This is a genomic window from Bacillus inaquosorum (assembly GCF_023238325.1).
In the GTDB taxonomy this organism is placed as follows: Bacteria; Bacillota; Bacilli; order Bacillales; family Bacillaceae; genus Bacillus; species Bacillus inaquosorum.
The window spans coordinates 584,086-607,960 of record NZ_CP096592.1 but is presented as its reverse complement, the minus strand read 5'-3'; the positions used below and the strand labels follow the sequence as shown (position 1 = coordinate 607,960).

The 23,875-nt window shown below is 41.6% G+C and carries 25 protein-coding genes and 2 pseudogenes; 11 read left to right on the top strand and 16 right to left on the bottom strand.

Features of this window, described 5'->3' with window-relative positions:
• Window positions 1-140 precede the first annotated feature (140 nt).
• On the top strand, window positions 141-1,766 hold the full coding sequence (gene vmlR / locus M1M80_RS03145) for an ABC-F type ribosomal protection protein VmlR (RefSeq protein WP_060398025.1): 1,626 nt from the start codon (window positions 141-143) through the stop codon (window positions 1,764-1,766).
• A gap of 148 nt (window positions 1,767-1,914) precedes the next feature.
• Window positions 1,915-2,037, top strand: a pseudogene (locus M1M80_RS21600) (Hsp20/alpha crystallin family protein); the annotation flags it as partial.
• 58 nt (window positions 2,038-2,095) lie between these two features.
• On the opposite strand, the gene M1M80_RS03135 reads toward M1M80_RS21600, so the two are convergent.
• The 4 genes from M1M80_RS03135 to M1M80_RS03120 all read right to left on the bottom strand — a co-directional run bounded on the left by M1M80_RS03135 (window position 2,096) and on the right by M1M80_RS03120 (window position 6,487).
• The gene (locus M1M80_RS03135) at window positions 2,096-2,917 is read right to left on the bottom strand and encodes a sugar phosphate isomerase/epimerase family protein (RefSeq protein ID WP_060398024.1); all 822 of its coding nucleotides are present in this window, start codon (window positions 2,915-2,917) and stop codon (window positions 2,096-2,098) included.
• 15 nt (window positions 2,918-2,932) lie between these two features.
• Complete coding sequence (locus tag M1M80_RS03130) at window positions 2,933-4,276, bottom strand: sugar porter family MFS transporter (RefSeq protein WP_060398023.1); 1,344 nt, start codon at window positions 4,274-4,276, stop codon at window positions 2,933-2,935.
• An 87-nt stretch (window positions 4,277-4,363) separates the two neighbouring features.
• Window positions 4,364-5,368 carry a LacI family DNA-binding transcriptional regulator gene (locus M1M80_RS03125; RefSeq protein ID WP_003240593.1) on the bottom strand — a complete coding sequence of 335 codons (1,005 nt, stop codon included), beginning with the start codon at window positions 5,366-5,368 and terminating at the stop codon, window positions 4,364-4,366.
• Between the two features lie 93 nt (window positions 5,369-5,461).
• Complete coding sequence (locus M1M80_RS03120) at window positions 5,462-6,487, bottom strand: Gfo/Idh/MocA family oxidoreductase (RefSeq protein WP_019257606.1); 1,026 nt, start codon at window positions 6,485-6,487, stop codon at window positions 5,462-5,464.
• Between the two features lie 351 nt (window positions 6,488-6,838).
• Between M1M80_RS03120 and M1M80_RS03115 the strand changes: the two are divergent.
• Window positions 6,839-7,149, top strand: a pseudogene (locus tag M1M80_RS03115) (HIT domain-containing protein).
• A gap of 10 nt (window positions 7,150-7,159) precedes the next feature.
• Here M1M80_RS03115 and M1M80_RS03110 read toward each other — a convergent pair.
• The 4 genes from M1M80_RS03110 to M1M80_RS03095 all read right to left on the bottom strand — a co-directional run bounded on the left by M1M80_RS03110 (window position 7,160) and on the right by M1M80_RS03095 (window position 9,674).
• Window positions 7,160-7,633 carry a GNAT family N-acetyltransferase gene (locus M1M80_RS03110; RefSeq protein WP_060398022.1) on the bottom strand — a complete coding sequence of 158 codons (474 nt, stop codon included), beginning with the start codon at window positions 7,631-7,633 and terminating at the stop codon, window positions 7,160-7,162.
• A 151-nt stretch (window positions 7,634-7,784) separates the two neighbouring features.
• Complete coding sequence (locus M1M80_RS03105; protein WP_003240587.1) at window positions 7,785-8,129, bottom strand: DoxX family protein; 345 nt, start codon at window positions 8,127-8,129, stop codon at window positions 7,785-7,787.
• Window positions 8,126-8,725 (bottom strand): TetR/AcrR family transcriptional regulator, encoded by a 600-nt coding sequence (locus M1M80_RS03100; protein ID WP_060398021.1) that lies wholly within the window; start codon window positions 8,723-8,725, stop codon window positions 8,126-8,128. The genes M1M80_RS03105 and M1M80_RS03100 overlap by 4 nt, the downstream gene beginning before the upstream one ends.
• Before the next feature lie 313 nt (window positions 8,726-9,038).
• Entirely contained in the window at window positions 9,039-9,674 is a 636-nt protein-coding gene (locus M1M80_RS03095) for an FMN-binding negative transcriptional regulator (protein WP_060398020.1), read from the bottom strand.
• A 145-nt stretch (window positions 9,675-9,819) separates the two neighbouring features.
• Here M1M80_RS03095 and pdxR point away from each other — a divergent pair, with 145 nt between their 5' ends.
• Window positions 9,820-11,205, top strand: a complete 1,386-nt coding sequence (gene pdxR, locus M1M80_RS03090; protein ID WP_060398019.1) for a MocR-like pyridoxine biosynthesis transcription factor PdxR — start codon at window positions 9,820-9,822, stop codon at window positions 11,203-11,205.
• Window positions 11,206-11,271: 66 nt separating this feature from the next.
• Here pdxR and M1M80_RS03085 read toward each other — a convergent pair whose 3' ends face one another.
• The 4 genes from M1M80_RS03085 to M1M80_RS03070 form a co-directional block, all read right to left on the bottom strand.
• Window positions 11,272-11,610 carry a thioredoxin family protein gene (locus tag M1M80_RS03085; RefSeq protein WP_060398018.1) on the bottom strand — a complete coding sequence of 113 codons (339 nt, stop codon included), beginning with the start codon at window positions 11,608-11,610 and terminating at the stop codon, window positions 11,272-11,274.
• A gap of 188 nt (window positions 11,611-11,798) precedes the next feature.
• The gene (locus M1M80_RS03080) at window positions 11,799-12,188 is read right to left on the bottom strand and encodes a DoxX family protein (RefSeq protein ID WP_060398017.1); all 390 of its coding nucleotides are present in this window, start codon (window positions 12,186-12,188) and stop codon (window positions 11,799-11,801) included.
• 138 nt (window positions 12,189-12,326) lie between these two features.
• Window positions 12,327-13,265, bottom strand: coding sequence for a ring-cleaving dioxygenase (locus M1M80_RS03075; RefSeq protein ID WP_060398016.1), 939 nt, complete (start codon window positions 13,263-13,265; stop codon window positions 12,327-12,329).
• 27 nt (window positions 13,266-13,292) lie between these two features.
• The gene (locus M1M80_RS03070) at window positions 13,293-13,913 is read right to left on the bottom strand and encodes a nitroreductase family protein (RefSeq protein WP_060398015.1); all 621 of its coding nucleotides are present in this window, start codon (window positions 13,911-13,913) and stop codon (window positions 13,293-13,295) included.
• Between the two features lie 499 nt (window positions 13,914-14,412).
• On the opposite strand from M1M80_RS03070, the gene mneP reads away from it, so the two are divergent.
• From mneP to M1M80_RS03055, 3 genes are all read left to right on the top strand, one after another.
• Entirely contained in the window at window positions 14,413-15,306 is an 894-nt protein-coding gene (mneP, locus tag M1M80_RS03065; protein ID WP_060398014.1) for a manganese transporter MneP, read from the top strand.
• Window positions 15,307-15,461: 155 nt separating this feature from the next.
• Window positions 15,462-16,274: a MerR family transcriptional regulator gene (locus tag M1M80_RS03060; RefSeq protein WP_060398013.1), complete on the top strand. Its 813-nt coding sequence runs from the start codon at window positions 15,462-15,464 to the stop codon at window positions 16,272-16,274.
• 91 nt (window positions 16,275-16,365) lie between these two features.
• Window positions 16,366-17,055, top strand: coding sequence for a DUF554 domain-containing protein (locus M1M80_RS03055; RefSeq protein ID WP_060398012.1), 690 nt, complete (start codon window positions 16,366-16,368; stop codon window positions 17,053-17,055).
• A gap of 52 nt (window positions 17,056-17,107) precedes the next feature.
• Here the strand turns inward: M1M80_RS03055 and M1M80_RS03050 are convergent, their stop codons facing one another.
• The 3 genes from M1M80_RS03050 to ydfH form a co-directional block, all read right to left on the bottom strand.
• A complete protein-coding gene (locus tag M1M80_RS03050) occupies window positions 17,108-19,282 on the bottom strand; it encodes an MMPL family transporter (RefSeq protein ID WP_060398011.1) in 2,175 nt (724 codons plus the stop codon).
• A 121-nt stretch (window positions 19,283-19,403) separates the two neighbouring features.
• Window positions 19,404-20,045: a two-component system response regulator YdfI gene (gene ydfI / locus M1M80_RS03045; protein ID WP_060398010.1), complete on the bottom strand. Its 642-nt coding sequence runs from the start codon at window positions 20,043-20,045 to the stop codon at window positions 19,404-19,406.
• The gene (gene ydfH, locus M1M80_RS03040; protein WP_104010195.1) at window positions 20,038-21,261 is read right to left on the bottom strand and encodes a two-component system sensor histidine kinase YdfH; all 1,224 of its coding nucleotides are present in this window, start codon (window positions 21,259-21,261) and stop codon (window positions 20,038-20,040) included. Before ydfH ends, ydfI begins: the two co-directional genes overlap by 8 nt.
• Window positions 21,262-21,533: 272 nt before the next feature.
• On the opposite strand from ydfH, the gene M1M80_RS03035 reads away from it, so the two are divergent.
• The 3 genes from M1M80_RS03035 to M1M80_RS03025 all read left to right on the top strand — a co-directional run bounded on the left by M1M80_RS03035 (window position 21,534) and on the right by M1M80_RS03025 (window position 22,383).
• Window positions 21,534-21,683, top strand: coding sequence for a hypothetical protein (locus M1M80_RS03035; RefSeq protein WP_003240557.1), 150 nt, complete (start codon window positions 21,534-21,536; stop codon window positions 21,681-21,683).
• The gene (locus M1M80_RS03030; protein WP_080030882.1) at window positions 21,680-21,856 is read left to right on the top strand and encodes a hypothetical protein; all 177 of its coding nucleotides are present in this window, start codon (window positions 21,680-21,682) and stop codon (window positions 21,854-21,856) included. Before M1M80_RS03035 ends, M1M80_RS03030 begins: the two co-directional genes overlap by 4 nt.
• An 89-nt stretch (window positions 21,857-21,945) precedes the next feature.
• Complete coding sequence (locus M1M80_RS03025; protein WP_060398008.1) at window positions 21,946-22,383, top strand: carboxymuconolactone decarboxylase family protein; 438 nt, start codon at window positions 21,946-21,948, stop codon at window positions 22,381-22,383.
• Between the two features lie 88 nt (window positions 22,384-22,471).
• Here the strand turns inward: M1M80_RS03025 and M1M80_RS03020 are convergent, their stop codons facing one another.
• The gene (locus M1M80_RS03020) at window positions 22,472-23,152 is read right to left on the bottom strand and encodes an ArsR/SmtB family transcription factor (protein WP_060398007.1); all 681 of its coding nucleotides are present in this window, start codon (window positions 23,150-23,152) and stop codon (window positions 22,472-22,474) included.
• A gap of 90 nt (window positions 23,153-23,242) precedes the next feature.
• Between M1M80_RS03020 and M1M80_RS03015 the strand changes: the two genes are divergently transcribed.
• Window positions 23,243-23,860: a flavin reductase family protein gene (locus M1M80_RS03015; protein WP_060398006.1), complete on the top strand. Its 618-nt coding sequence runs from the start codon at window positions 23,243-23,245 to the stop codon at window positions 23,858-23,860.
• The last annotated feature ends 15 nt before the right edge of the window (window positions 23,861-23,875 follow it).

Genomic DNA, 23,875 nt, shown 5'->3' with positions numbered 1-23,875 from the left:
GGATTAGTCTGCCCATTTTCTATATATACGACACTGCTATTTGTGAAAAATAGCTTATTTGATCATGCACAGGCGCGGCTAATCCTTCCAACACATTTTGGGAGGATTTTTTTATTCTCCCTTTAAAGCGAGGGATATGGATGAAAGAGATCGTAACATTAACAAACGTCAGTTATGAAGTGAAGGATCTGACTGTTTTTAAAAACGTAAATGCAAGTGTTCAGCAAGGAGATATCATTGGGATTATCGGCAAAAACGGCGCTGGGAAATCTACGCTGCTGCACCTCATACACAATGACTTAGCCCCTGCACAGGGACAAATCCTTCGGCAGGATATAAAAATGACGATGGTTGAACAGGAAACCGCGTCGTATTCCTTCGCGGATCAGACGCCTGCCGAAAAGAAATTATTGGAGAAATGGCGTGTGCCCGTCCGTGATTTCCAACAGTTAAGCGGCGGTGAAAAACTGAAAGCGCGGCTGGCGAAAGGACTGTCGGAGGATGCAGATCTTTTACTGTTAGATGAACCGACAAACCACCTTGATGAAAGTAGCCTGCAGTTTCTCATTCAACAGCTGAAAAGTTATAGAGGCACTGTGATTCTCGTTTCTCACGATCGATATTTTTTAGACGAAGCTGCCACAAAAATATGGTCGCTTGAAGACCAAACGCTGATCGAATTCAAAGGGAATTACTCTGGATATATGAAGTTCCGTGAAAAGAAAAGACTCGCCCAGCAGCGTGAATATGAAAAGCAGCAAAAAATGGTTGAACGGATTGAAGCACAAATGAATGAGCTTGCTTCATGGTCGAAAAAAGCCCATGACCAATCGACGAAAAAGGAAGGGTTTAAAGAATATCACCGTGTAAAAGCGAAGCGTACGGATGCCCAAATTAAATCCAAGCAGAAGCGGCTTGAAAAAGAACTGGAAAAAGCAAAGGCGGAACCCGTTAAGCCGGAATACACTGTACACTTTTCAATTGACACAACCAAAAAAACAGGAAAACGTTTTTTAGAAGTTCAGCATATAACGAAGGCTTTTGGCGAAAGAACCCTCTTTAAAAACGCAAACTTTACGATTCAGCATGGCGAAAAGGTTGCGATCATAGGCCCCAATGGCAGCGGAAAAACGACATTACTGAAAATCATTCTGGGACAGGAAACAGCTGAGGGAAGTGTATGGGTGTCGCCGTCCGCAAATATCGGCTATTTAACGCAGGAAGTGTTTGATTTGCCTTTAGAACAAACACCGGAAGAGTTATTTGATAATGAAACATACAAAGCAAGAGGGCATGTTCAAAGCCTGATGAGGCACTTGGGTTTTACAGCTTCCCAATGGACTGAGCCGATCAAGCATATGAGTATGGGTGAGCGTGTAAAGTGCAAGCTGATGGCATATATTCTGGAGGAAAAAGACGTGCTGATTTTAGATGAGCCGACAAACCATCTCGATCTGCCGTCACGCGAACAGCTGGAAGAAACACTGTCACAATACAGCGGTACATTGCTGGCGGTTTCACATGACCGATACTTTCTCGAAAAAACAACAAACAGTAAACTCGTCATCTCGGACAATGGCATCGAAAAGCAATTGAATGACGTTCCAACAGAAAGAAATGAGCGGGAGGAGCTTCGTTTAAAGCTTGAGACAGAGAGACAAGAAGTACTGGGAAAGCTCAGTTTTATGATGCCAAATGATAAAGGGTACAAGGAGCTGGATCAGGCTTTCAATGAGCTTACGAAACGGATTAAAGAGCTGGATTGAAGCCGTGAGGACCTCTAAAACAATATAGAACACAAAAAAGCAAATAATTTTGACAAACGAAATAGACACACAGGAGGTTCTAGGCAGCATAAAAGTGGATGTACACCAAACTAAAAATGAAGTGGTGGCTACATTCCGATATTCCCGGGATCGAAAAGAACGTTACGCGGGCAGCTTCCACAGAACCGTGACACTGCCGGCAGCTGTTTCTCACGAAGGCGTAAAAGCAACCTACACGAATGGAGTACTGGTCGTCAGAATGCCTAAGTTAACGCAAGGCAATATGTTGATTTTTATTAAAAAGGACAACAGCCGTTGTCCTTTTTTCTTTATATTTTCAAGCCTTCCCACGACCTTAATGTCTCTAATGATGACTTATAATACCCTGCCACTACTTCCAAATAGGCATTTCCTTTAATCGGAGTAAACGGATCCGGTCCAGCCGCCACCATCTCCATAATAATCGGGCCTTTATAACCGATAAAATTGAGCGCTTCGATTTGCTCTTTGAGATTCGCATGGCCGTTTCCGATCGCCTGGCGATTTGAATCGGCCACGTGATAGACTCCGAGTTTCTGACCTGCCAATTTAATGGCCTTCACAGGATCAGCTTCTTCTATGTTCATATGATACGCATCGAGAAGAACTTCGAGATTGGGGCTATTGACATCACGTATGAATTGTAACGCTTCTTTGCCAGTGACCACTTGATGATTTTCGTACCGGTTTAATACTTCGAATACGACCTGAATCTGTAATTCCTCCGCTTTGGCCATGATTTTTTTAGCGCCTTCGACCAATAAACTCCAATCCCGCGCATCATCACCGCTCCCTCTCACTTTACCGACATCGCCGTGAAGACAGATACGGGGGGCGCCTGCATCCACAGCCCAATCTAGTAAATCCAAGAAATACTGTACAGCCTTTGACCGAACTTCTTCATTCGCACTTGAAATATCCACATTCCTTGGCGTTACCGATAAAACCTTTACTTGATGAGCAGCCAATGTTTCGGCAATGTCTTTCGGATTCAGCGAAATATCCCCTTCGACCTCAACCCCATCTACTCCGATTTCTGCAGCCAGCCGGCATTTTTGTTCAAATGGAATGCTGCCGAAAGTCCATAAGCATAACCCATATTCTCTTCCCATATTGAAATCCCCCTTTTAGAAAGATGAAGCTGTATTCTTTGACATGATTTCTCCTTCAATCTGTTCCAATGATTTGCCTTTAGTCTCCGGCACATATTGATAAACAAAGAGAAAGGCAAGAACGCCAATGGCGCCGTACATGAGAAATAAAGAACCTGTACCGATCAGATTTAAAAGCAGCGGAAAGGACAGCGACACTGCAATATTCGCCAGCCACAGACAGGTACTTGCGATTCCCAGCGCCGTCCCCCTGATCTGTAACGGGAAAATTTCAGCCAGCACTACCCAAACGACCATTCCCCAGCTCGCTGAATACGCTACCATAAACAAGCATAAGCAGGATAACAGCAGCCACCCGGGTGCATGAAAGAATAGCGTACTGACACCCAAAATACCAAGTGCCAAAGACATTCCGACATTGCCGATCAGCATAAGATTTCTTCGCCCTATCCTATCAATCAGCAGCAAGCCAATGATCGTAAATAAGACATTGATAATGCCGATGCCTATGGTTCCTGCAATGGCACTGGCAGCGCCGAATCCCGCATTTTCTAAGATGGTCGGTGTATAATAAATAATCGTATTCGTGCCTATCACTTGCTGAAAGATGGCGATCCCAATACCGATAAATAAGATCGGCCTGATTGCCGGAGATAATAATGTTGATATTGAAACACGCTCTTCCGTCTTGATCTCCTTCATACTGCGGATCTCAGCATCGATTGTTTTCGGATCTCTAGTCAGAAGCAAAATATGGCGCGCTTCATCCTCACTTCTTTTCTGCAGCACCCACCGCGGGCTTTCAGGCATAAAAAACATGCCGGCCATGAGAATGACGGAGGGAATCACTGCTAATACGAGCATCAAATCCCACCTGCCGGAAGATGAAAAAACAAAGTTTACAATATACGCCATGAGAATCCCGAAAGAATTCATCAATGTATTCAATGAAGCGATTCTGCCTCTGATCGCGGCAGGCGCCATTTCTGACAGATACAAAGGAACAATTGCCGAAGCTCCTCCAACCGCTACACCTAATTCTATTCTGAATAGTAATAATATTCCGATATTATGAGCCAAGCCTGTTCCAATGGCTCCAATTGTAAAAAGCACACCGAGCCAGATGATTGTTTTTTTCCTGCCATAGCGGTCGGAAAATCTTCCGCAAAAGGCTGCTCCGGCTAAAGCGCCAATCAGTACTCCGCTGACAACCAATCCTTCTAAAAATGGAGTCAGCTCCATGTCTTCTCTAATAAACAGCAACGCGCCGGATATTACACCCGTATCGTACCCGAACAGCAAACCTCCTAATGCGCCGAAAAAATAAATAAAACTGATATAGACCTTTTTGGATGTCATCAAGACACCTCCGACTGATTGTATTTAACGTTTAAGTAAGGGAGATCCCTTCGTTTAAGAGAAAGATCCCCCAAAATACCAAAAGGGTCATAACAGTGACGCCGTTGAATCCCGCACTATTAATGAAGGAGACAGCATCACGCGCTGTATCACTTTCTTTTGTTTTGAATTGGCCATGCCGTCCATCAGCAGTTCAATTGCCTTTTCTCCCATTTCTTCAGTCGGCTGTGCGATAGTCGTCAATTGGGGATCACTGATCTTTGCAAGGACGCTGTTGTCAAACCCAATTAGAGAAAGGGATGAAGGAATAGAAATATGAAGCTGCCTTGCAGCCTGCAAAACGCCTAAAGCAAGCAGCTCAGTCGTCACAAAGACAGCCGTCGGCCTATGTTTTTGATTAAGCAGCTTTAAACTGATGTCTTTACTGGCTGACAAGTCATATGGACAGTCCAGAATAGCTGATTCATCAATTTGGATTCCTGAAACCTGCAGTCCTTCTTTAAAGCCAATGACACGATTTTTGATTGATGTATTGTTAATCTTTTCTGCTATGACAGCTATATTTGTATGCCCTAATTGGGCTAAATGGACAGCTGCCTCGTATCCCCCTTTAAAATCATCCGCCACTACAGTGTCTACAGGCAGATGCGGTATATCTCTCGACAGCATGACAACCGGCATGTCGCTTTCAATCAGTTCGCGTATCGCCTGACTGTTTTTGAGACCCGTCGCCACAATAATGCCGTCTACATGCTTTTGCTTCAGCATGGTAATATATTCTTCTTCTCTCAGCGAATTATTGTCCGTACTGCATATGATGACACTGAAGTCCTTTTTACGGCCGCTGTCCTCCACAGCTCTGGCCAGTTCGGCCATAAACGGATTGGCGATGTCAGGAATGAGCAGCCCGATGGTCTTCATCATTTTTCTCGCTGAAGTCACAACACTTGGCTGATATTGAAGCTCCTCAATCACTTTCCAAATTCTATTTTTCGTTTTTTCGCTTATATTGCCGGTATTATTAAGAACCTTTGAAACGGTAGAGATTGAAACGTTTGCTTCCTTAGCAACATCATAAATGGTTGTTTTCATTAAGAAGGCCACCTTTATAAAATAGATCCTCTCTAGTATAAACGAATGCTTACCAGAATTTCTTTTTAAAAAGGTGCTTCTTCTATCAAAAACTCAAACCGTTTGCGGCACTCCGTCTTTTAATGTGACAGGCTGCTTCGTTTTGCAAGATTCTATACAAGCTGCGGCAATAGCAAGTGCTGCACGCGCATCTTCGCCTGTAACTAAGGTTGGCTTATGATTTCGAACGGCATCCACAAATGATTGTAACTCATCAACATAAGCATCAAATAATAAGTCCTGATCGTAGCGAATCGTGTTGTAGCTGACTCCGTCTTTGTTATACCTTGTCATGTTTGTATGGCGGATATCTCCGATGGTCAGCATGCCTTCAGATCCGAACACTTCTCCGCGGACATCATATCCATAAACGGCTTGGAAGTTCGCTTCCGCCGTTGCAATCGCTCCGTTATCAAATTTGATCGTGACAACTGCAGTATCCAAAAATCCTTTGTCTTTAAAATCAGGTCTGACAAGCGCATCAGCCGCGGCATAGACTTCAATCGGCTTCGCATTTGGATTGAGGTAGAGTAACGTATCAAAGTCATGAATCAGCGTCTCTAAGAAGATCGTCCATTGTGGAATTGGTGTCGGATCGCCGAGTGCCGGGTCTCTTGTGATGGAACGCATTAACTGAGGCGTGCCAATTTTTCCTGCACGGATTTCCTCATACGCACTGCGAAAGCCTTTAGCAAAACGTCTGTTAAAACCGATTTGAAGCGGAATAGACTCTTCATTTACTATCCTTATGACTTCATCCGCTTCTTCCAGCGTGACAGCCATCGGTTTCTCACAAAATACAGCTTTCCCCTTCTTTGCCGCTGCAATAATGTTTGCGGCATGCGTCCTTGCCGGCGAAGCAATGATGACCGCATCAATATCAGGATGCTCCAGCATATCTAACGGATCTGTAAACGCTTTAATATTTGAGCCGATTGCTTTTGCAAATGCTTCTGCATTCCCCGGAACCGGATCTGCAACTGCATACAAATCTGCTCCTTTCACACGGAACGCAATACTTTCTCCGTGAAAAGCTCCCATCCGTCCCGCACCTAATAGCCCAACCTGTACATTTCCCATCAGTACCACTCCCATTCTGCGAAAATAAGGAAAGTCTTTCTCTTAAATATCATTACATAATAAAAAATAACCCCTAAAATATTTATAAAACACATTCAAGATAGGGAAAGTCTTTCCTAATTGCTTTCAATTGTAACCCCTTACATTATTTAAGGTCAATCTTTTTTTGCTGTGTTTAAAGCAGACCTATCCTTTAGCCGTCGATCAAGCCTGCAATGACTAAGGGTTCAGGGGCAAAAAAATACCAAGGGTGTGCGGCCCCTGATGGTTCAAATGGAAACTTCTCATATATAGAAGGGAGGTAATGAAGAAAAGCAGAAGAGTAAATGAAACAAAGTGAGGATGGATCATATGACTGAAGACTTTTACTGTGATGAAGTATTTAGCGGCAAAACGAAGCAAATAAGGTATTAGAGGCAGATAACGTATTGGCTTACTATCATACAAACCCTTTTTATCCAGTCCATATTGTCCCGAAGAAACATATCTCCTCATGATCACCCTGGAAGAGAACGACCATGACTTGCTTCTTGAATTAATGGGTGCGAATCAAAAGTCGCTTCCATGGTGATGGAAGAAAAGGGCGCATGCCGTGTGATCACCAACTTAGGGGCTTACCACATTTACATTGGCATATTGTGTTTGGGAAACCGCTTAAGTAAGCAGCTATTATCAGCACAGCTGTTTCCGCATACGTATATTGGTCATGGCATATCCCATCTTCTGATAAAGATAGACGGCTGTCTCGTTATGCGCAAACACATGGAGAGCAAGTCTTTCCGCACCAAGCTCTCTTGCTCTTTCATCCAGACTTTGAAGCGCCAATTGAGCCAGCCCTTTACCGCGAAAGGCTTCATACAATCCAAAGGAATAGATAAACGCTTCCTTTTGCGGATGAAGCGGATCAGCATACAGCCAGAGCCAGCCCATCCTTTCCCCTTGTTCATTTGTGATGTTCCAAAAGAAATGATTGCTGCTGTTTCGTCCATTCGGAATCATGTTCTCATATGCCTGCTCCGATTTCTCAAGCGCCTCTTTTTCCGTCCAAGTTCCCGATTGTATGTTTTGTTTCGCATAATTTTGCACGGACATCCCGCGAAATGCTTCGAACTCCTCCATACTCATGTCTTCCAAAGTTAACGCCATCCTGCATTCCTCCTTTATGAAAAAAAGTCCAGCCGGTGCCGGACGAATAACGTACAAATGAAGATCTATTTCTATTATTCGGTTTATACCTGTTTCTATTATTCGATAAGAGGAGGAGATCTCCTGCAAATTGGTTTGTTAAGTAAATAGCTTACGTGGACTCCCAAATGATTATAATGATAGAAACAATCAAACAGATCATCGCAGGGATCGTCATGAGGACCGATTGGCGTGCTCGAAAAACGTGTGCATGAACTGCTCCCGCCATGAGAACGACAAACAACACACCTGCCCCAAACGCTGCATACCGATTCCAAATTCCCGCTGTCATAGCAAGTGCCCCGGCTATTTCAAGAATGCCAGTAACAGTCAGAAACCATAATGGATATTGATAATGCCGCCAATGCTCAACTTGAAAGGGAGCGCGGAACACCTTTATGATGCCTCCCGCGAGCATAAAAGCTGCCAAACTGGCCTTCATAATAATAGATATCATCTTACGTCACTCCCTTTCGGAAGCATCCCGTATATTAAAAGATTCACAACCTGTGCTGCGAGGCTTGCCGGATCTTTGATTCCGGTTAACAAAAATGAATCGGTTAAATGTTCGATCATGCCGATCAAACACTCAGCGACCGTTTCCATATCCAGGTCAGAACGAAAATAACCATGCCGCTGTTCTGCTTCTAAGTTCTCTTTCAAACCCATCGCCAAGTCTTTTTTCATTTGTTTCGCTTCTGGGTTAAGAAAAAAGCCGATCTTGGTTAAATCCTTGTCCTCAGCCAGAAATTGAAAAACAGTTTCCACAGCAGACAGCACCCGCTTTGATACATCATTCGTATTTAATCCGTTTTCCAGAAGAAGTGACGCTGTCAGCTTTCTTACACGAGAGTAAAAATCGGTGATTAACTCCTCAAAAATGGCTTCTTTGCTTTGAAAGTACAGATAAAAAGAAGGCTGCGTCAGTCCGGCTCTTTTCACAATTTCACTTACCTTCGTCTCATGGAATCCCCGAATCGAAAATTCATTAGCAGCAGCTTTGAGTAATCGTTTCCGGCTTTCTTCCCCTTTACGTCCTTTTTTGCTTCTCAATTAGGATCATCCCCTACAAAAAGATACTCACAAGTAATGTTACTTGTGAGTATTATTTCATGCCGTTGGCTTTTATGTCAATGAATTTCAAACTGATCGTGTTTACCAACTTCCTTTATTCAGGGGTTTTGCACTGCATTATGATGAAGTGAGGAATACTGATATGCTAGTGGGTCAATCATTGATATCCCATGATTGATCCTCATGCTATGATACAGAAAATATTGATCCATTCGCTCCAGCTCAATTTCAGAAAGCTCCTTTTTATTGAAAAGTTCATGACCGATACAATCCTTTAATTTGTCTTAACAGGCTATTTCCCTGAGACGCCTTCTCTTTCTTTTTTATTGATATTTTCCTTCATCAAACCGGAGATTTTCTGTTCATCGGTATGCGGGATCTGATTAAGCTGATTCATCACTAACGTTTGCCGTAGCAGTGAATGATTTTGACTCAGCTTCGCTTTCCCCTCTATTTTGCTGATTTTGATTTTGACCCCTTTCACTCCTTTGTTCATGCCCGCCAAAAATGCAGGATCGACATCTTCTAGTTTGTATGAGCTATCCGGGCTTTCATACTTCAATACCAAGTCTTTCATAGAGTCTGCTAATTCTTTTTCATTCTCTAAAAGCTCTACTTCTCCATAAACGTGGACCGTAACGTAATTCCATGTCGGGACGGCTTTATTCGTCTCATACCACGATGGCGAGATATAGCAATGGGGACCATGAAAAACAGCCAAAACGGATTGGCCGACGATGTCCTTCCATTGAGGATTCTGCAAAGCAAAATGACCGTATAAGCAGGCTTTGTCATCACTTATCAGCAGCGGCAAATGGGTTGCAAACGGCATGCCTTCATGCATCGAGAACAACGTCGCAAAACCATTTTCCCGGATGACATCATAAGCGTCTGATTCGTTAAGTTTAAATGGGGCAGGAATAAACATAAACCAATCTCCCTTCTGATTAAGCCGATCACTGTCGAACAGGAAACTGTCTCCATGATCAGTTATTTATAAGGTATAATATGATACTAACTGACATTTTCAAAGGTACAGTTTTAAACAAATATGCATGTCAGAGGTGAAAGCAGTGAAAAATATGATTTTTGCTTTTCATCATGATCGTCCTAAATACATACAAATTTATGAGCAGTTTAAATCATTAATTGAACAGGGGCATATAGAAGCGAATGAACAATTGCCCTCCATTCGTGAGCTCGCCCATTCTTTGCAGGTGAGCCGCAATACAACTTTGATGGCATATGATCAGCTGATAGCGGAAGGCTACATTCGAGGAGAAAGAAGAAAAGGTTATTTTGCAAATGAAATCGAGCCTCTTTTATTTCAGGGGAAAGAGACGCTTTCTCAAAACAAGCAAACAGAAACACCTCTGCAAGCTCTCATTGATTTTCGTCCGGGCGCTGTAGATCAAACTCATTTCCCGCTTAAAATATGGAGAAGGCTGTCGAATCAAATGCTGACTTTAGAGAAGAGCTATCTATACGGGGAACCATTCGGGGAAAAACGCCTTCGTGAACAAATCGCGGCATACCTGTTAGAATCCCGCGGCGTAAAAACAGATGCAAATTCGATTATGATTGGCAGCAGCACACAGCAAATGCTTATTTATCTTGGACAGATTTTAAAAAATGATTTTTCCGGCATCATCGTAGAGGATCCTGGATATGTTGGGGCACGAGAAGCTTTTCAGATGCAAGGTTTTACTCTCGAAACGCTGCCTGTTTATGAGACAGGCGCCGATTTTTCAGCATTACATCAAATGAATGAAAGATTAATCTATGTAACACCCTCTCACCACAGCCCTTATGGGGTAAGCATGTCTATTCAGGAGCGGCAAGCACTGATTCATTGGGCGGCTAAAAAAGACGGGTATATTCTTGAAGATGATTATGACAGTGAATTCCGTTACACACAGCAGCCCTTCCCTGCACTGGCCTCTATTCATTCACAAAGAGTCATTTATCTGGGGAATTTCTCAAAATCTTTTCTCCCAGGCATTCGCCTCTGCTATATGGTGCTGCCGGAGCCCATTTTACAGCGCTATCAGCATCGATTTCATCAATTCGAAAGCACCGCTTCTTTGCTGAGCCAGCTCACCATGGCAGAGTTTATGAAAGAAGGAGAATGGACCCGTCATATCAAACGAATGCGCGTTGTCTACAAACGCAAAATGCAGCACTTGGCTGCAAGTGTGAAGCATCAGTTCGGACATCATGTATCCGTAATAGGTGAACAGTCCGGGTTATACATATTAGTAAAGGTTCATGAGAATTGTTCAGAAGAATCGCTGATTCAGCGTGCTTTGGAATACGGAGTAAAAGTCTATCCTACCGCGCTCTATTTTGTAAACAACGCTTCTGATCATCCGCTGATTAAATTGGGTTTCGGACATCTTGGCTTTGATGACATAACACATGGCGTCCAGCTTTTAAAACAAGCATGGGGGACGGCATGACGTTGTCCCTTTCTATGACAAAAAGCCCCTTAAAAGGGGGCTTTTTATTTGAAAGGTATAAACACTTTATTCATCTTGATATAACTGATAAACCCTTTTCAGCCTTTCTTCGAGCTGTTCAAAATGAACAAAACGGGCTTCTCTCAGAAACTCAGTCCCATCAATGAACAAAAGAAGCACAGGGACAGTGAAGACTGAAAATCTGCCGGCAACCTCCTCTACAGCGTCAGCATTGATATACCCCAATTTGATGTTTGGAAACTGCTCCAATAATATTCTGAGCTGCGGCAGAACAGCATGACATACTGTACAGCCGGGCCTTGAAATGTAGAGAAAACTGAATTGGTGCTGTTTGATAAAATTCTCTATAGAATCCAATGAATGTAATTTTGTCATCTCTTTCATCAAATTCCCCCTTCAAATTGGTCTGCCTTTCATGACCAAGCTCATTATACGCGTATCATTCACTATACACATTTATATTTATAATATCCGCTTTTTTGCTTTGCAGAGTACCCGCAAGTTATGCTCAAAAATCTCAAAACAAAAGAACAGTTACTGGCGAGCAGTAACTGTTCTTAAATACTTGTATATTAAAAATGCAAAGCGTAAGCCCCTGAACCGATGAGTGCAACCCCAATGGAGACTGCAATCAGCACTGCGTTATATTCAAAACCGCCGGCGCCATTTGCAAATCCTTTCGCTCCATGGACTTTTACGATGGCACCTAACATAATAATCGTTATGATAGCAGCTCCAAGCGGGAGAAATACACCTAAAATAAATAGAATTCCGCTTACTAATTCCCCAAGACCTGATAAAGCGGCCGCGACGTTACCTGGTTTAACCCCAATTGACTCGAACCATTGTCCGGTTCCTTTAATCCCGTATCCGCCAAACCAGCCGAATAACTTTTGTGATCCATAAAACAGAAACACCACACCAATTATAATACGAATAAGCAACAGTCCTGCATCTTCCATTTTTATCTCTCCTTATTTTTGATGTAACATGATATGCTGAAAGGCACCAGTCTGATTCTTTGCCGCCAGTACCGTCTTAGCAATCATCTGTTGAATATATGCCTCTTTATTTTCTTCATGCGTCAGCATTATTTAAAATCAATCTAACTCTCTCACTTCAAACGGCAGCAGCCCTTGTTCAATTTGTGTTCGATGCGGTTCATACTGCACAGGCAGCATCAATTTTCCACCCATTGTTTCTTGTGATTCATCATGGGCAAATCCCGGTGGATCCGTTGCAATTTCAAACAGGATTTCCCCATGCTCTCTGAAGTAAATCGCATTAAAGTAGTTTCTATCCCGAACAGGAGTCACACCATATCCGTGAGAAGCAATATATCTTTGCCAATCTAATTGATCTTGGTCATCGCTAGCTCGCCAAGCAATGTGATGCACCGTGCCGACTCCCATTTGCCCGCGGCCAATAGGCGTTAATTTTAGGTCAATCACATTTCCGATATCACCGGCAGAGCGATAACGAACGAAGTCTCCTTCCTTGCCGACTCGTTCCAGCCCCATAATGTTTTCTAGCAGTTCACCTGTTTTTTCAGGCTGTGCTGATAACAAAGTTGCACCCCCAAAACCTTTAATGGCAACCTCAGGTGTTACATCTCCGAAAGTCCAAGTATTGGCTTCTCCTTCTTCTCTTTCCACGATTTCTAAATGCAGGCCATGCGGATCATCAAATTCTATATACTGTTCTCCAAAACGCTCGATTTTTGTGTATGGAACGCTGAACTTTTCAAGTCTCTTTTCCCAAAATGCCATGGCCCCCTTCGGCACGACATAAGAGGTCACGCCTACTTGACCGTCTCCAATGATGCCTTTGCGGGCTCCTGCCCACGGAAAGAAGGTGATGATTGTTCCAGGCTTTCCGCCTTCATTCCCAAAATAAAGATGATACGTACCCGGGTCATCAAAATTGACCGTTTGCTTGACCAATCGAAGCCCCAGCACTCCTGCGTAGAAATCTGTGTTTTCTTGAGGGTGACCGACAATTGCTGTAATATGATGTATTCCCATCGTTTTTTTAGCCATTTTTACCCGCTCCTTTAAACGTTCAATTTATATATATTCAACAAACTCATTCACAGGCTTCCGGTAGCCGCGCGGCCTTCTGCTCTCTGTTTTTTCTTTCCCAATTGTAATCATCATGACAATCTCAAATTGGTCATCTATATTCAAAATCTGTTTCACGGCTTCATCATCAAAGCCGATCATAGGGCAGGTGTCCCAGCCTTTTTCCTTAGCGCTCAGCATAAACATCATCGCAGAAAGTGAAGCATTCCTTATCGCCTCGTCTCTCTTAAATGGCTCTCCTCTGTTTTCATAAAACGAAACTGTGTCTTGAACCATGTGATCATACTCTTGTTTATTTAATATCCCCAACATCTTTAATCCTTCATAAATGTCAGCCGCTTGCTGATATGCCTGCTTATCCCCTAATACCAAAAGAACTGCCGATGAGCTCAATACCTTATATTGTCCGTTTGCGGCCTGCTTCAGCTTTTCTTTTACATCCGGGTCAAGTACCGTCACATATTTTGTATGCTGTAAATTAAAAGCCGATGGAGCCAATGCAACCAATTCAAACATCTCATTGAGTTCATCTTTCGTGATTGGATGATCTGGAAGGAAATTGCTTGCAGATCTTCTTTCATTAACTAACTGTGAAAATTCAGCCATTTATGAACACCCCTTTTATCTCGAACTCGAGATATTATTTTATAAAAAATCGATTGCATATGATGCAAAAGAATGACAATGATTGAGATTGCTCTACATTATTCAGCAACACGCTTTTTTAAGTAGTCCTGCATGTTTTATTCTGAAATCCAAACTAAATATCTTTAATTAAAATATCTTGAATATGAGATAATAATAAAATACGAATGTTCTCATGTCAACAGTTTTTTAAAAATAGGTGGAAATTTTTCACTAAAACTGAATTTAGTTTGTGGATAATCACTGCTTGTTTCCTAAAAACTCCTTTGTTTGCCGTGTGATCTTTAGCCTGGCACCAACTTTTTTTCTGTCACCTTATTTATTAGTAAACAGGAAACAACGTTGCTATAGACCCACTCGAAATTCAATTGGTATGATAAGCAAAGTGATTACACAAGAAAGGATACGGAGAGCGAACAAAGCACTCCTATTTTTTTGTGCAGTTTTATAGGAGGAAAAAATGGCAAGTGAAAGAGAACAAATAAGCAAAAAGGTTGCTTTGATTGCATTGATAGCCAATCTGATCTTAATGGCAGGAAAGGTCTTTTTTGGGCTGATAGGCGATAGTGAAGCTGTTTTTGCAGACGGAATCCATTCCGCAGCGGATGTCGTTGCTTCGATTGCTGTCCTGGCAGTCATCGGCATTTCCAATAAACCGCCTGATCAAGACCATCCTTTTGGACATGGAAAAGCTGAGGTCATTAGTGAGGCGATTGTAGGAATTATCTTAGTGATCGTATCCGTTTACATCCTAATAGAAGCGATTCTGTCCTTTGTTGAAGGGCCAAGCGTTCCGCAATACAGCGCATTGTTTGCAGCTCTGATTTCGTACGTGGCTAAGCAGATCTTATATCGTTATTCCATAAAGCAGGGGGAAAAATGGAACAGCAAAGCGATTATAGCGATTGCATACGATCATAAAGGCGATATCGTTGCCTCTCTCGCCGCTTTTATCGGCGTCCTATTGGCGATTATCGGAAACACCCGCGGATGGTCCTTTCTGTTGTACGCCGATGCAATTGCCAGCGCCATCGTGGCTTACCTCATTTTTAAGATTTCAATGGAATTAATCAGGCCGTCTGTTGATGTTCTCATGGAGAAAAGTGTTGATCCCGAGCTGATAGAGGAGTATAAAGCTGTTATTTTGCATTGTCCTCAAGTAAAACGGCTCGATAAAATTCGCGCGAGAGAACATGGCCACTATAAATTGCTTGATGTCCGTTTATCTTTGGATTATGATTTGACGATTAAGCAGGGACACGATATTGCCCGAGAAATCCGAAATGAAATCAAAAGACAGTTTTCAGATGTTGAAGAAGTGCTTATCCATGTGAATCCTTATTTTGAAGAATAGAAAAGCTCCTTTCAAAAAAAAGGGGCTTTTTTCACTGCATTATCCGCCTTCTACCCTCAGCCTCTAACCCCGATTACCTTTAGGGCTCCTTCATCATATATAATGTGGATGTATGTAAAGAATAAATCAAACAAATGTACAGAAAGGTTGTTAGAATGAAGGAATTTTTTTCGATTGGAGAAGTTTCAAAGTTATTCAATGTGAAAATCTCTGCGCTTAGGTATTATGATGAAATCGGTCTTTTGAAACCGGAATATAAAGACGAGCAAACAAACTATAGATATTATTCTACCCAACAGTTTGAGCGGCTGGACACCATCAAGTATTTGAGAGCTTTAGGCCTGCCCATCAATAAACTTCTTGATTTTTACAATTCCCAAAATACAAACACTCTGATTCATTTACTGAAAAGCCAGCAAACTGAAATTGATCGCAAAAAGAAAGAATTGGAACGCATTGAAAAAAAGATCTCCCGCCGGATCATCCAAATAGAAGATGCCGTCAACACGCCATTACATCTCATTTCAAAAATCAAACTTCCCGCATTACGTGTGGCTTATTTACAGCATGAGTATATTCTCGGCCATGATATCGAACATTCATTGGCAGCATTGAGAACTCATCTGAATGTGAACGAGGATATATTTATAGGCAAGATAGGTTTATCCATTTCAGCAGCAAATGTAAAAGCAAATCAGTTCGACAAATATTCCAGCATATTCATGATTCTTGAAGATGAAAATGAAAACACTTCATCAGAAATCATTTTTCCTTCAAGAGAATATCTGCAAATTAGGTTTAAAGGGTCACATCCAGAAGCCGAACCCTATTACAAAAAGTTACTGGCATATATGAAAGAACATCATTATGAGGTAGCGGGGGACTCAATCGAAATCACACTCATTGATTATGGGATTACGAATAATCTGGACAATTATGTGACTGAAATCCTGCTGCCCATCAAGTAAACCCCAAGAATATGCTGTCAATATCCCTTGACTCTCTACTAACTAGAGGGTTTATTTTTTATGCAGGAATCATTATTGGAGGAGAAAGCTTATGTTTGGAACTATTTTTAACACAGTTATGATCATTGCAGGAAGTATCATCGGAGGGATATTCAAAAAAGGCATTAAAGATGAATACCAGGATATTCTGATGCAGGCAATGGGATTCGCTGCAATGGCGTTAGGGATCAATGCCATTACACAGCATTTGCCTGATAGTAAATACCCCATTCTTTTTATCGTGAGTTTAGCCCTTGGAGGATTGATTGGCCAGAGCATCGATCTGGAGTTGCGATTCAACAAGCTGGTGAACAAATTCTCTAAAAGCAATTTAGCGGAAGGTTTATCAACTGCGATCTTATTATTTTGTATAGGTTCGCTGTCAATATTGGGCCCTGTTGAAGCCGCGCTGAATAAAAATTATACGTACCTCCTGACAAACGGTATGTTAGATGGGATTACCTCCATTGTGCTCGCTTCGACTTTTGGATTTGGAATAGCAGCGGCTGCCATTGTGTTATTTGCCTGGCAGGGCTCCATCTATTTATTTGCTAAAGTAATGGAGAGCGCAATCAATACAGACCTTATAAACGAAATCACAATTGTAGGAGGCATACTTATCCTCAGCTCAGGGTTAAGCATTCTGGGAATCAAGAAATGTAAAACGCTGAATCTGCTGCCTTCCCTGTTAATACCGCCTATTGTGATTTTTGTGATTCAGGCATTTGGATTGCATTTTTAATTATTTTAAATATTAAACAAAAAAGCAGATCATGAAAGATCTGCTTTTTCTACTACACACTGATTTGTTTCTTTTGTTCATGATCTATTTCCGGCTGTATCTCCTTTGTGAGTTGATGCCCTTCTATATCCACATTGGGAATGATCTTGTCCAGCCATTTTGGCAAATACCAGGCTGCATTCCCCATCAGCTTCATCACACTTGGAATCAGTGTCATTCTTACAATAAATGCATCAAAGAGCACACCAAAGGAAAGAGCCAATCCGTTGGCTTTAATAGAAGCTTCACCAGCAAAGATAAATCCAGCAAACACGAATATCATGATCAGGCCGGCCGCAGTGACAACAGGCCCGCTGTGTTTTAATCCAGCTTGAATCGCTTGTACCGGATTTTTTGTTTTCACATATTCTTCACGCATTCTGCTTACAAGGAACACTTGATAATCCATCGCTAATCCAAACAGAATCCCAATAGATAAAATCGGCAGGAACGCGAGTATCGGCCCTTTTTCAGGTATTTTGAAAAAGTCGATGAGGTTCCCGTCTTGTAAGACAAATACACAGATTCCGAGAGTGGCTGTCATCGTCAATATGAAACCTGCAACCGCAACAAGCGGCACCAGCAGCGAACGAAAAACGATCGTCAGCAGCACAAACGCAAAACCGACAATGAGTACAGCAAACACCGGTATCGCATCATTCAGGCGATCAGAAATATCAATATTCACTGCAGTTGATCCAGTAACGAGCAAATCTACCCCGTTTTTATCTGATAAGCTGCGTACATCCTTTACCAAATCCTTCGTTGCTGCATCATTTGGCCCTGTTGTAGGAACTACTGTAATGATGGCAAAGTTCCCTTCTTTATTAGGCATTGCAGGAGTGACACTTGATACATGGTCTAGTTCCTCTATTTCTTTCACTGCATCTGCGAAGGCTTCCGCCTTATTTCCTGTCACACTTGTGGCATCCGCTACAAGTGTTAATTGGCCATTAAATCCTTCTCCAAAACCATCGGCAAGCAAGTCATAAGCCTGGCGATCAGGATTATCCTTCGCTTTCATCCCTGCATCAGGCAAGCCCAGTTCTAAATGCATAGATGGGATACTAATGACGAGCAAAATGAGAATGCTGCATACACTTAGCATGATAGGATTTTTTGTGACAAAGCGTCCCCAGACATTTGTTTCAGAGCTTTGTTTTTCTTTTTTCTTGTTTGGTTTCGGAATCATCCGTTTTCCTGCTATTGATAAGACGGCAGGCACAAGCGTGATTGAAGCGAGAACAGCCAACAGTACACTAAGCCCTGCTGTCAGCCCCATTGCAGACATAAACGGAATGTTAACGACAGTCAATCCGCAAAGCGCGACGATAACAGTAAGTCCGGCAAAAACGACTGCACTTCCTGCTGTTCCCGTGGCTCTCGCAATCGATTCATTTTTTTGTATACCTTCACCTAAAAACTGGCGGTGTTTCGTAAAAATAAATAAAGCATAATCAATACCAACCGCAAGGCCAATCATTCCGGCTAATGAAAGACTGACGGAAGCGATGTCGAATACTTGTGTCCCAATCAACACCAGACCAATGCTTACACCTAAACCGATTAATGCAGTTAAAATCGGCAAACCTGCTATTAACAAAGAGCCGAAAGTAATGGCTAACACGACAAAGGCCAAGATAATGCCGACAATTTCAGATACTCCGCCTATCTCCATCTCGGCTCCTGGCACATCTCCGCTAAGTTCCGTTTGTAATCCCTCATCATCAGCCATTTTCAAACTGTCTTTTAAGTGTTTGATAGAGTCATCTTTGATATCATCTGCTGAAGATTTATACTTGATATCAGCATAGGCAACTGTGCCGTCTTTCGCGATTGTTCCTGTAACAAAAGGACTCGCAATCGAGTCAACGGAATCATCTTTATTGATTTCCTTGAACGTATTTCCGATTGCTTTTTTCGCTGACTTTGCAGTAAGCTTCTCTCCATCTTCAGCACCGAAAATAACCCGTATGCTCCCTTTATCAGGACCGTGAGGAAATTCTTTATGAATGACATCCAGCGCTTTTTCCGAAGGTGTGTCAGGTATGGACATATCCTCAGAAAAACTTGGTTTTAACGTGATGGCAAGCCCTATCGAAGCAACTAACACAACGATCCACGCACATATTACTTTTATGCGATGGCGAGCAACCCATCCTCCTAATTTATATAACATTCTTGACATGATAATCTCCTTTCAGCACATTGCTTGATCACATTCTTTGCTTTCTCATTGTAGTTGACAATGAAATAAAAAAAACGTACATTCGGGCATGTACGTTTGGGCAAATTTCAAATATATGATGTTATTCATCTAATGTCAGAATGCCTCTTTGCATGGCAATCGTCACTGCCTCAGTTCTTGAATTCGCGCCTAATTTATTGTAAATGGACGTTAATCTAGACTTTACGGTTCGCTCAGAGACGCCCAAATCAAAGGCGATCGCTTTGCTTTTAAGACCTTTCGCAATTGCTTTTAGAACAATGACTTCCTTTTCTGTCAGCTGCGTATCACTGCTCTGCTTCTTCATCCGCTCCCATTGGATTTCTTGCAGACGTTTTAAAATATCAGGCTGCAGCAGCACATTTCCTCCTAGCGCTGCATCCATTGTATGAAATAGGGTTTCTGAACTCGTATCCTTCAGCAGATATCCTTTCGCTCCTAATTCAATTCCTTCGATCATTAAGTGATCTTCATTATACGTAGTCAAAATAATGATGGGGATGTCGTGTTTTTCTTTTATTTGTTTTATGGCTTCTAATCCGCTCATCTCAGGCATATACAAATCCATGAGAATGATATCCGGTTTTAATTCATCTGCAAGGCGGACTGCTGCTTTGCCATTTTCCGCCTCTCCTATGATGGTGTAGTAATCATTCGTTTCAATTAAAAGCTTCAGACCTTCCCTCACGACAAGATGGTCATCAACGATTAAAACCTTATTCATCCTGCATCTCTCCCTGAATTGGTACGTTAATCTCGATGTGTGTTCCTATAGATTTTGTACTCTTTATATTGAATTGGCCATTCATTGCTCTGACGCGTTCTTGTATACCAAGAAGCCCATAATGTCCTCTCTTTTTCTTTCCCTTTTCAACATTAAATCCTTTGCCATTGTCCTTGACAGTTAAATGCAGTCTCCCTTTTTCATCATCCCAAATGGCTACCCAGATCGTTTCTGCTTCGGCATGCTTTGCTGCATTCGTTATGCATTCTCCAATGATGTAATAGCAGTTTTCAGCTGTACGAACGTCTGGCACCTGATGTAACCTGTAGTCTAAAAAACAAGCCGTGCCTGTTGACTCCTGAAAATGATCCATTAATGAGGTAATTCTTTCTTTTAAAAAACCGATTTCTTCAGATTTGCTGCGCAGATCGTCAATCGCTGAACGTGCATCAGCTAATGTGCTTTTGACTCTATTCATAGATTGTTGAACGATTTCTTTTGCTCTCTCTGTGTTGTCTTTGGCGAGATGAACATGAATAGCGTCCAGCTGCATATTTAAACTAACCAGACCTTGAGCAAGCGTATCGTGTAAGTCCCGGGCCATACGCTGTCTCTCGTTTTGCAGTGTCAGCTGTTCTACCTGCTGATGGGCAAGCTCCAGCCTTTCAAGAGTCAGCTGCGCTTTTATTTTTTCATCGACTTGGGCAAAAAATGTAGCGGCATAAGTGATAATCACAATCATAATAGGTACGGCAATGACAAGAAAATGCAAATATTCACCTTTGTGAATCTGATATGGAACATTGATTGACAGCAGAAGCAATAAATAAAGAATGAGGAAAGTCTTTCTTCTGTCTGCCATTCCTATAATCTGTCCAATCAAAAATGCATAAAGGCCAATGATGATCAGCACTAAGAAGCCAGTCATGAGATTAGCAAGTGAAAAAGTGATCAAACCTTGCAGTACAAAATAGAGAATGACCCTTTTCTTCACCCAGCGATATGAGTGCCAATGCAGCAAAGCAAAAATAGCTGTCAATATTGTAAACACATGAAGCAATAAAATGGACCAGCTCCCAGTAATAAATTGCAGCACGATAGAGGCTATGTAGATCATGAGAATAAAAGCTAGTCCTGGAACTCTGAGTGCAAGCATATTTAATGCGCGCCTATCATGTGAGTAGTATTTTTCTTTGAAAGGATTCCTTCTAAACAAACCTCATCCACTTCCTTTAACAGTTTAACTGAACCGTTCCTAATGAAAGCGGCACACCATTTATTTGAACGTGCAACTCATACTTTTATCCAATCATTTTATAGGAAGAGAAGGAACACAACAATACCAAGGTGCATTGAACCATTAGAGGTTCGCAACATGTAATCATTGCCCAAACGTACATAATCGATCTGCCTTTATGTACGTTTTATCTTTCCAAATTTACATTTAAAATAATGAGGAACCCACTATTCATTGAAGGAATGATCATCATGAAATCGATTGATCTCACAATTTTATCATTAAAAAGAAAAGGCATCCGAACTGAAAAAGTGTTAAAAAATCAGTGCCCTGATAGATTAAGCAATGAGAAAGACAAAAATACTCAATCAAAGATCACGTGTAAAGAAAAAGAGGAATGAACATGTATTGGTTTTTAGGTGCTTTATTATATTTTCTTATCGGTACTTGTATATTCATTGGAGTCATTAGAGACAGTCACTCAGGCTCTTGGATCCTGCTTGCATTAGCAGCTCCACTCATCATTTTGGGCTATCCCTATTTTTATTCAAAGCAGCTTCTTGCCAAAAGATAGTGAAATATAATGCCATACAAACTGCACATTGGTAAAATGATCAATACCGGGATACAATCTAAGTATCTTAAGGAAAGGAGTCTTGCCTTATGAGTCAAAGAGTGTCCTACTATGATGTTGCACCTGAAGGTATGAAGATGATGATGGATATGGAGAAATACACGAAACAATCCTCAATTAACCGAACCACGAGAGAACTGATCAAAATCAGAGTTTCTCAAATAAACGGCTGTGCTTTTTGCTTAGATATGCATACTTCCGATGCCCGCAAAATGGGCGAAACTGAACAGCGAATTTACTGTTTAAGCGCTTGGAATGAATGTGATTTTTATTCACCTGAAGAGAAAGCGGCTCTCGAACTGTCTGAGCACATCACCCTCATTCCATCTAAAAGGGTTCCTGATGAGCTGTACCATCGAGTGCGGGAGCATTATAATGAAAAACAATATGTTGACCTTGTTCTCATCATCAATCAGATAAACAGTTGGAATCGCATCTCTATTGCAATGGGGAATAAAGCAACTTAAACATAAAAAGAAGGAGTAAGATATTATCGAATTCCACTCCTTCTTTATTATATGTGAGTAAAAATGCCTCTCCTCCAATACTCAAACCCTAAATATACATTTTCAAATACTTCTCAAATGCGATTTTGCCGCTTTGTGTAATCTTAATCGCTCTCGTTTTCGGCATACGAACGATCCATTTTTCTTCTAACATGCGTACCAATAGGGCATTTCCTAACGCTCCTGCAAGATGATGCTGCCGCTCACTCCAATCTAAACAGCAGCGGGCAAATGCCCTCCTCTTATTTCGCTGCTGCTCTTCGTTGATGCCAAAATTCGAAAAGAACAAAGAGCCCTCTGACGTCACCTCAAAGTTTAAATCGACTTTTTTTAACATCCCCTGCTCAACTAGTGAATTTGTGATTTGTACGCCCACATAACCTGCCAGATGATCATAACAGGTGCGGGCAAAATGCAAGTCACTTTTCTCTTTTGAATCTTTTAAAGACGTGACTTTTTCTTTAGGCGCAATACTAAGCAACTGTTCGATCACGCTGGCAGCCTCTGAGTTAGACAACCTATAATACCGATGTCTTCCATGCTTCTCTACGCTAATCAGCTTTGCTTCAAGCAATTTATTCAGGTGAAAACTTGCAGTTTGAGGTTTAATGTTAGCGAGATATGCAAGCTCTCCCGCAGGGTGTATCCTTCCATCCATTAGGCTGAGAAGAATGGAAGAACGAGAGGGATCAGATAGCAACGAAGAGATTTTTGCAATATTAGGATTCATGATTTTTCCTCCTTACATTCATATTTCGATGATAGTTGAAATGTTAAACCTTTACAATATGTATGTAATGATGACAAGGAGGAATAAGCGTTGGACATTGAACAAGACACTCATTTTAAAGAAATCAAACCAAAAATCATGTATTATGGGTCCTCAACATTTCTTCTTTCCACATTGAATGAGGATGGCACCACTAATATTAGTCCTATGTCTTCTTCTTGGGCTCTTGGAAACTATATTGTGCTTGGAGTAGGCCTGGGAGGAAAAGCCATTGAAAATTTGGAAAGAATCAAAGAATGTGTCATAAATTTGCCTGGCCCGGATTTATGGGAACACGTTGAAAGAATTTCGTCTTATAGCGGAAAAAAGAATGTGCCGCCTTTGAAGAAACAGCTCGGGTTTACATATAAAAAAGAAAAATATGAGGCAGCGGGTTTAACACCTTTGAAATCAAAGACGGTAGCACCAACACGAATTAAAGAATGCCCTATCCACATCGAAGCCGAAGTCAAACATATTCGGATCCCAGAATATGAACCATCATTTGCGATTGTAGAGACACAAGCATTACATTTTCACGCCGAGGAAAGGATCATATTGAACGAAAACCATATAAACCCTTCAAAATGGAGTCCGCTTATCTATAATTTTAGACATTATTTTGGTTTAGGAAGAGAAATAGGAAAGACCTTTCGTTCAGAAACATGATCTTTTTTACCTTTT

Bases quoted from the DNA above. Each gene is read 5' to 3' on its own strand.
- vmlR (WP_060398025.1), top strand. From the start codon at position 141: ATGAAAGAGATCGTAACATTAACAAACGTCAGTTATGAAGTGAAGGAT.
- M1M80_RS03025 (WP_060398008.1), top strand. From the start codon at position 21,946: ATGAGTCAAAGAGTGTCCTACTATGATGTTGCACCTGAAGGTATGAAG.
- M1M80_RS03080 (WP_060398017.1), bottom strand. From the start codon at position 12,188: ATGGAAGATGCAGGACTGTTGCTTATTCGTATTATAATTGGTGTGGTG.
- M1M80_RS03095 (WP_060398020.1), bottom strand. From the start codon at position 9,674: ATGTTTATTCCTGCCCCATTTAAACTTAACGAATCAGACGCTTATGAT.
- M1M80_RS03035 (WP_003240557.1), top strand. From the start codon at position 21,534: ATGAAATCGATTGATCTCACAATTTTATCATTAAAAAGAAAAGGCATC.
- M1M80_RS03085 (WP_060398018.1), bottom strand. From the start codon at position 11,610: ATGAAAGAGATGACAAAATTACATTCATTGGATTCTATAGAGAATTTT.
- M1M80_RS03050 (WP_060398011.1), bottom strand. From the start codon at position 19,282: ATGTCAAGAATGTTATATAAATTAGGAGGATGGGTTGCTCGCCATCGC.
- M1M80_RS03135 (WP_060398024.1), bottom strand. From the start codon at position 2,917: ATGGGAAGAGAATATGGGTTATGCTTATGGACTTTCGGCAGCATTCCA.
- M1M80_RS03020 (WP_060398007.1), bottom strand. From the start codon at position 23,152: ATGAATCCTAATATTGCAAAAATCTCTTCGTTGCTATCTGATCCCTCT.
- M1M80_RS03060 (WP_060398013.1), top strand. From the start codon at position 15,462: ATGAAGGAATTTTTTTCGATTGGAGAAGTTTCAAAGTTATTCAATGTG.
- M1M80_RS03110 (WP_060398022.1), bottom strand. From the start codon at position 7,633: ATGGCGTTAACTTTGGAAGACATGAGTATGGAGGAGTTCGAAGCATTT.
- M1M80_RS03070 (WP_060398015.1), bottom strand. From the start codon at position 13,913: ATGGCTGAATTTTCACAGTTAGTTAATGAAAGAAGATCTGCAAGCAAT.
- ydfI (WP_060398010.1), bottom strand. From the start codon at position 20,045: ATGAATAAGGTTTTAATCGTTGATGACCATCTTGTCGTGAGGGAAGGT.
- mneP (WP_060398014.1), top strand. From the start codon at position 14,413: ATGGCAAGTGAAAGAGAACAAATAAGCAAAAAGGTTGCTTTGATTGCA.
- M1M80_RS03055 (WP_060398012.1), top strand. From the start codon at position 16,366: ATGTTTGGAACTATTTTTAACACAGTTATGATCATTGCAGGAAGTATC.
- M1M80_RS03130 (WP_060398023.1), bottom strand. From the start codon at position 4,276: ATGACATCCAAAAAGGTCTATATCAGTTTTATTTATTTTTTCGGCGCA.
- M1M80_RS03120 (WP_019257606.1), bottom strand. From the start codon at position 6,487: ATGGGAAATGTACAGGTTGGGCTATTAGGTGCGGGACGGATGGGAGCT.
- M1M80_RS03125 (WP_003240593.1), bottom strand. From the start codon at position 5,368: ATGAAAACAACCATTTATGATGTTGCTAAGGAAGCAAACGTTTCAATC.
- M1M80_RS03075 (WP_060398016.1), bottom strand. From the start codon at position 13,265: ATGGCTAAAAAAACGATGGGAATACATCATATTACAGCAATTGTCGGT.
- M1M80_RS03105 (WP_003240587.1), bottom strand. From the start codon at position 8,129: ATGATATCTATTATTATGAAGGCCAGTTTGGCAGCTTTTATGCTCGCG.
- M1M80_RS03030 (WP_080030882.1), top strand. From the start codon at position 21,680: ATGAACATGTATTGGTTTTTAGGTGCTTTATTATATTTTCTTATCGGT.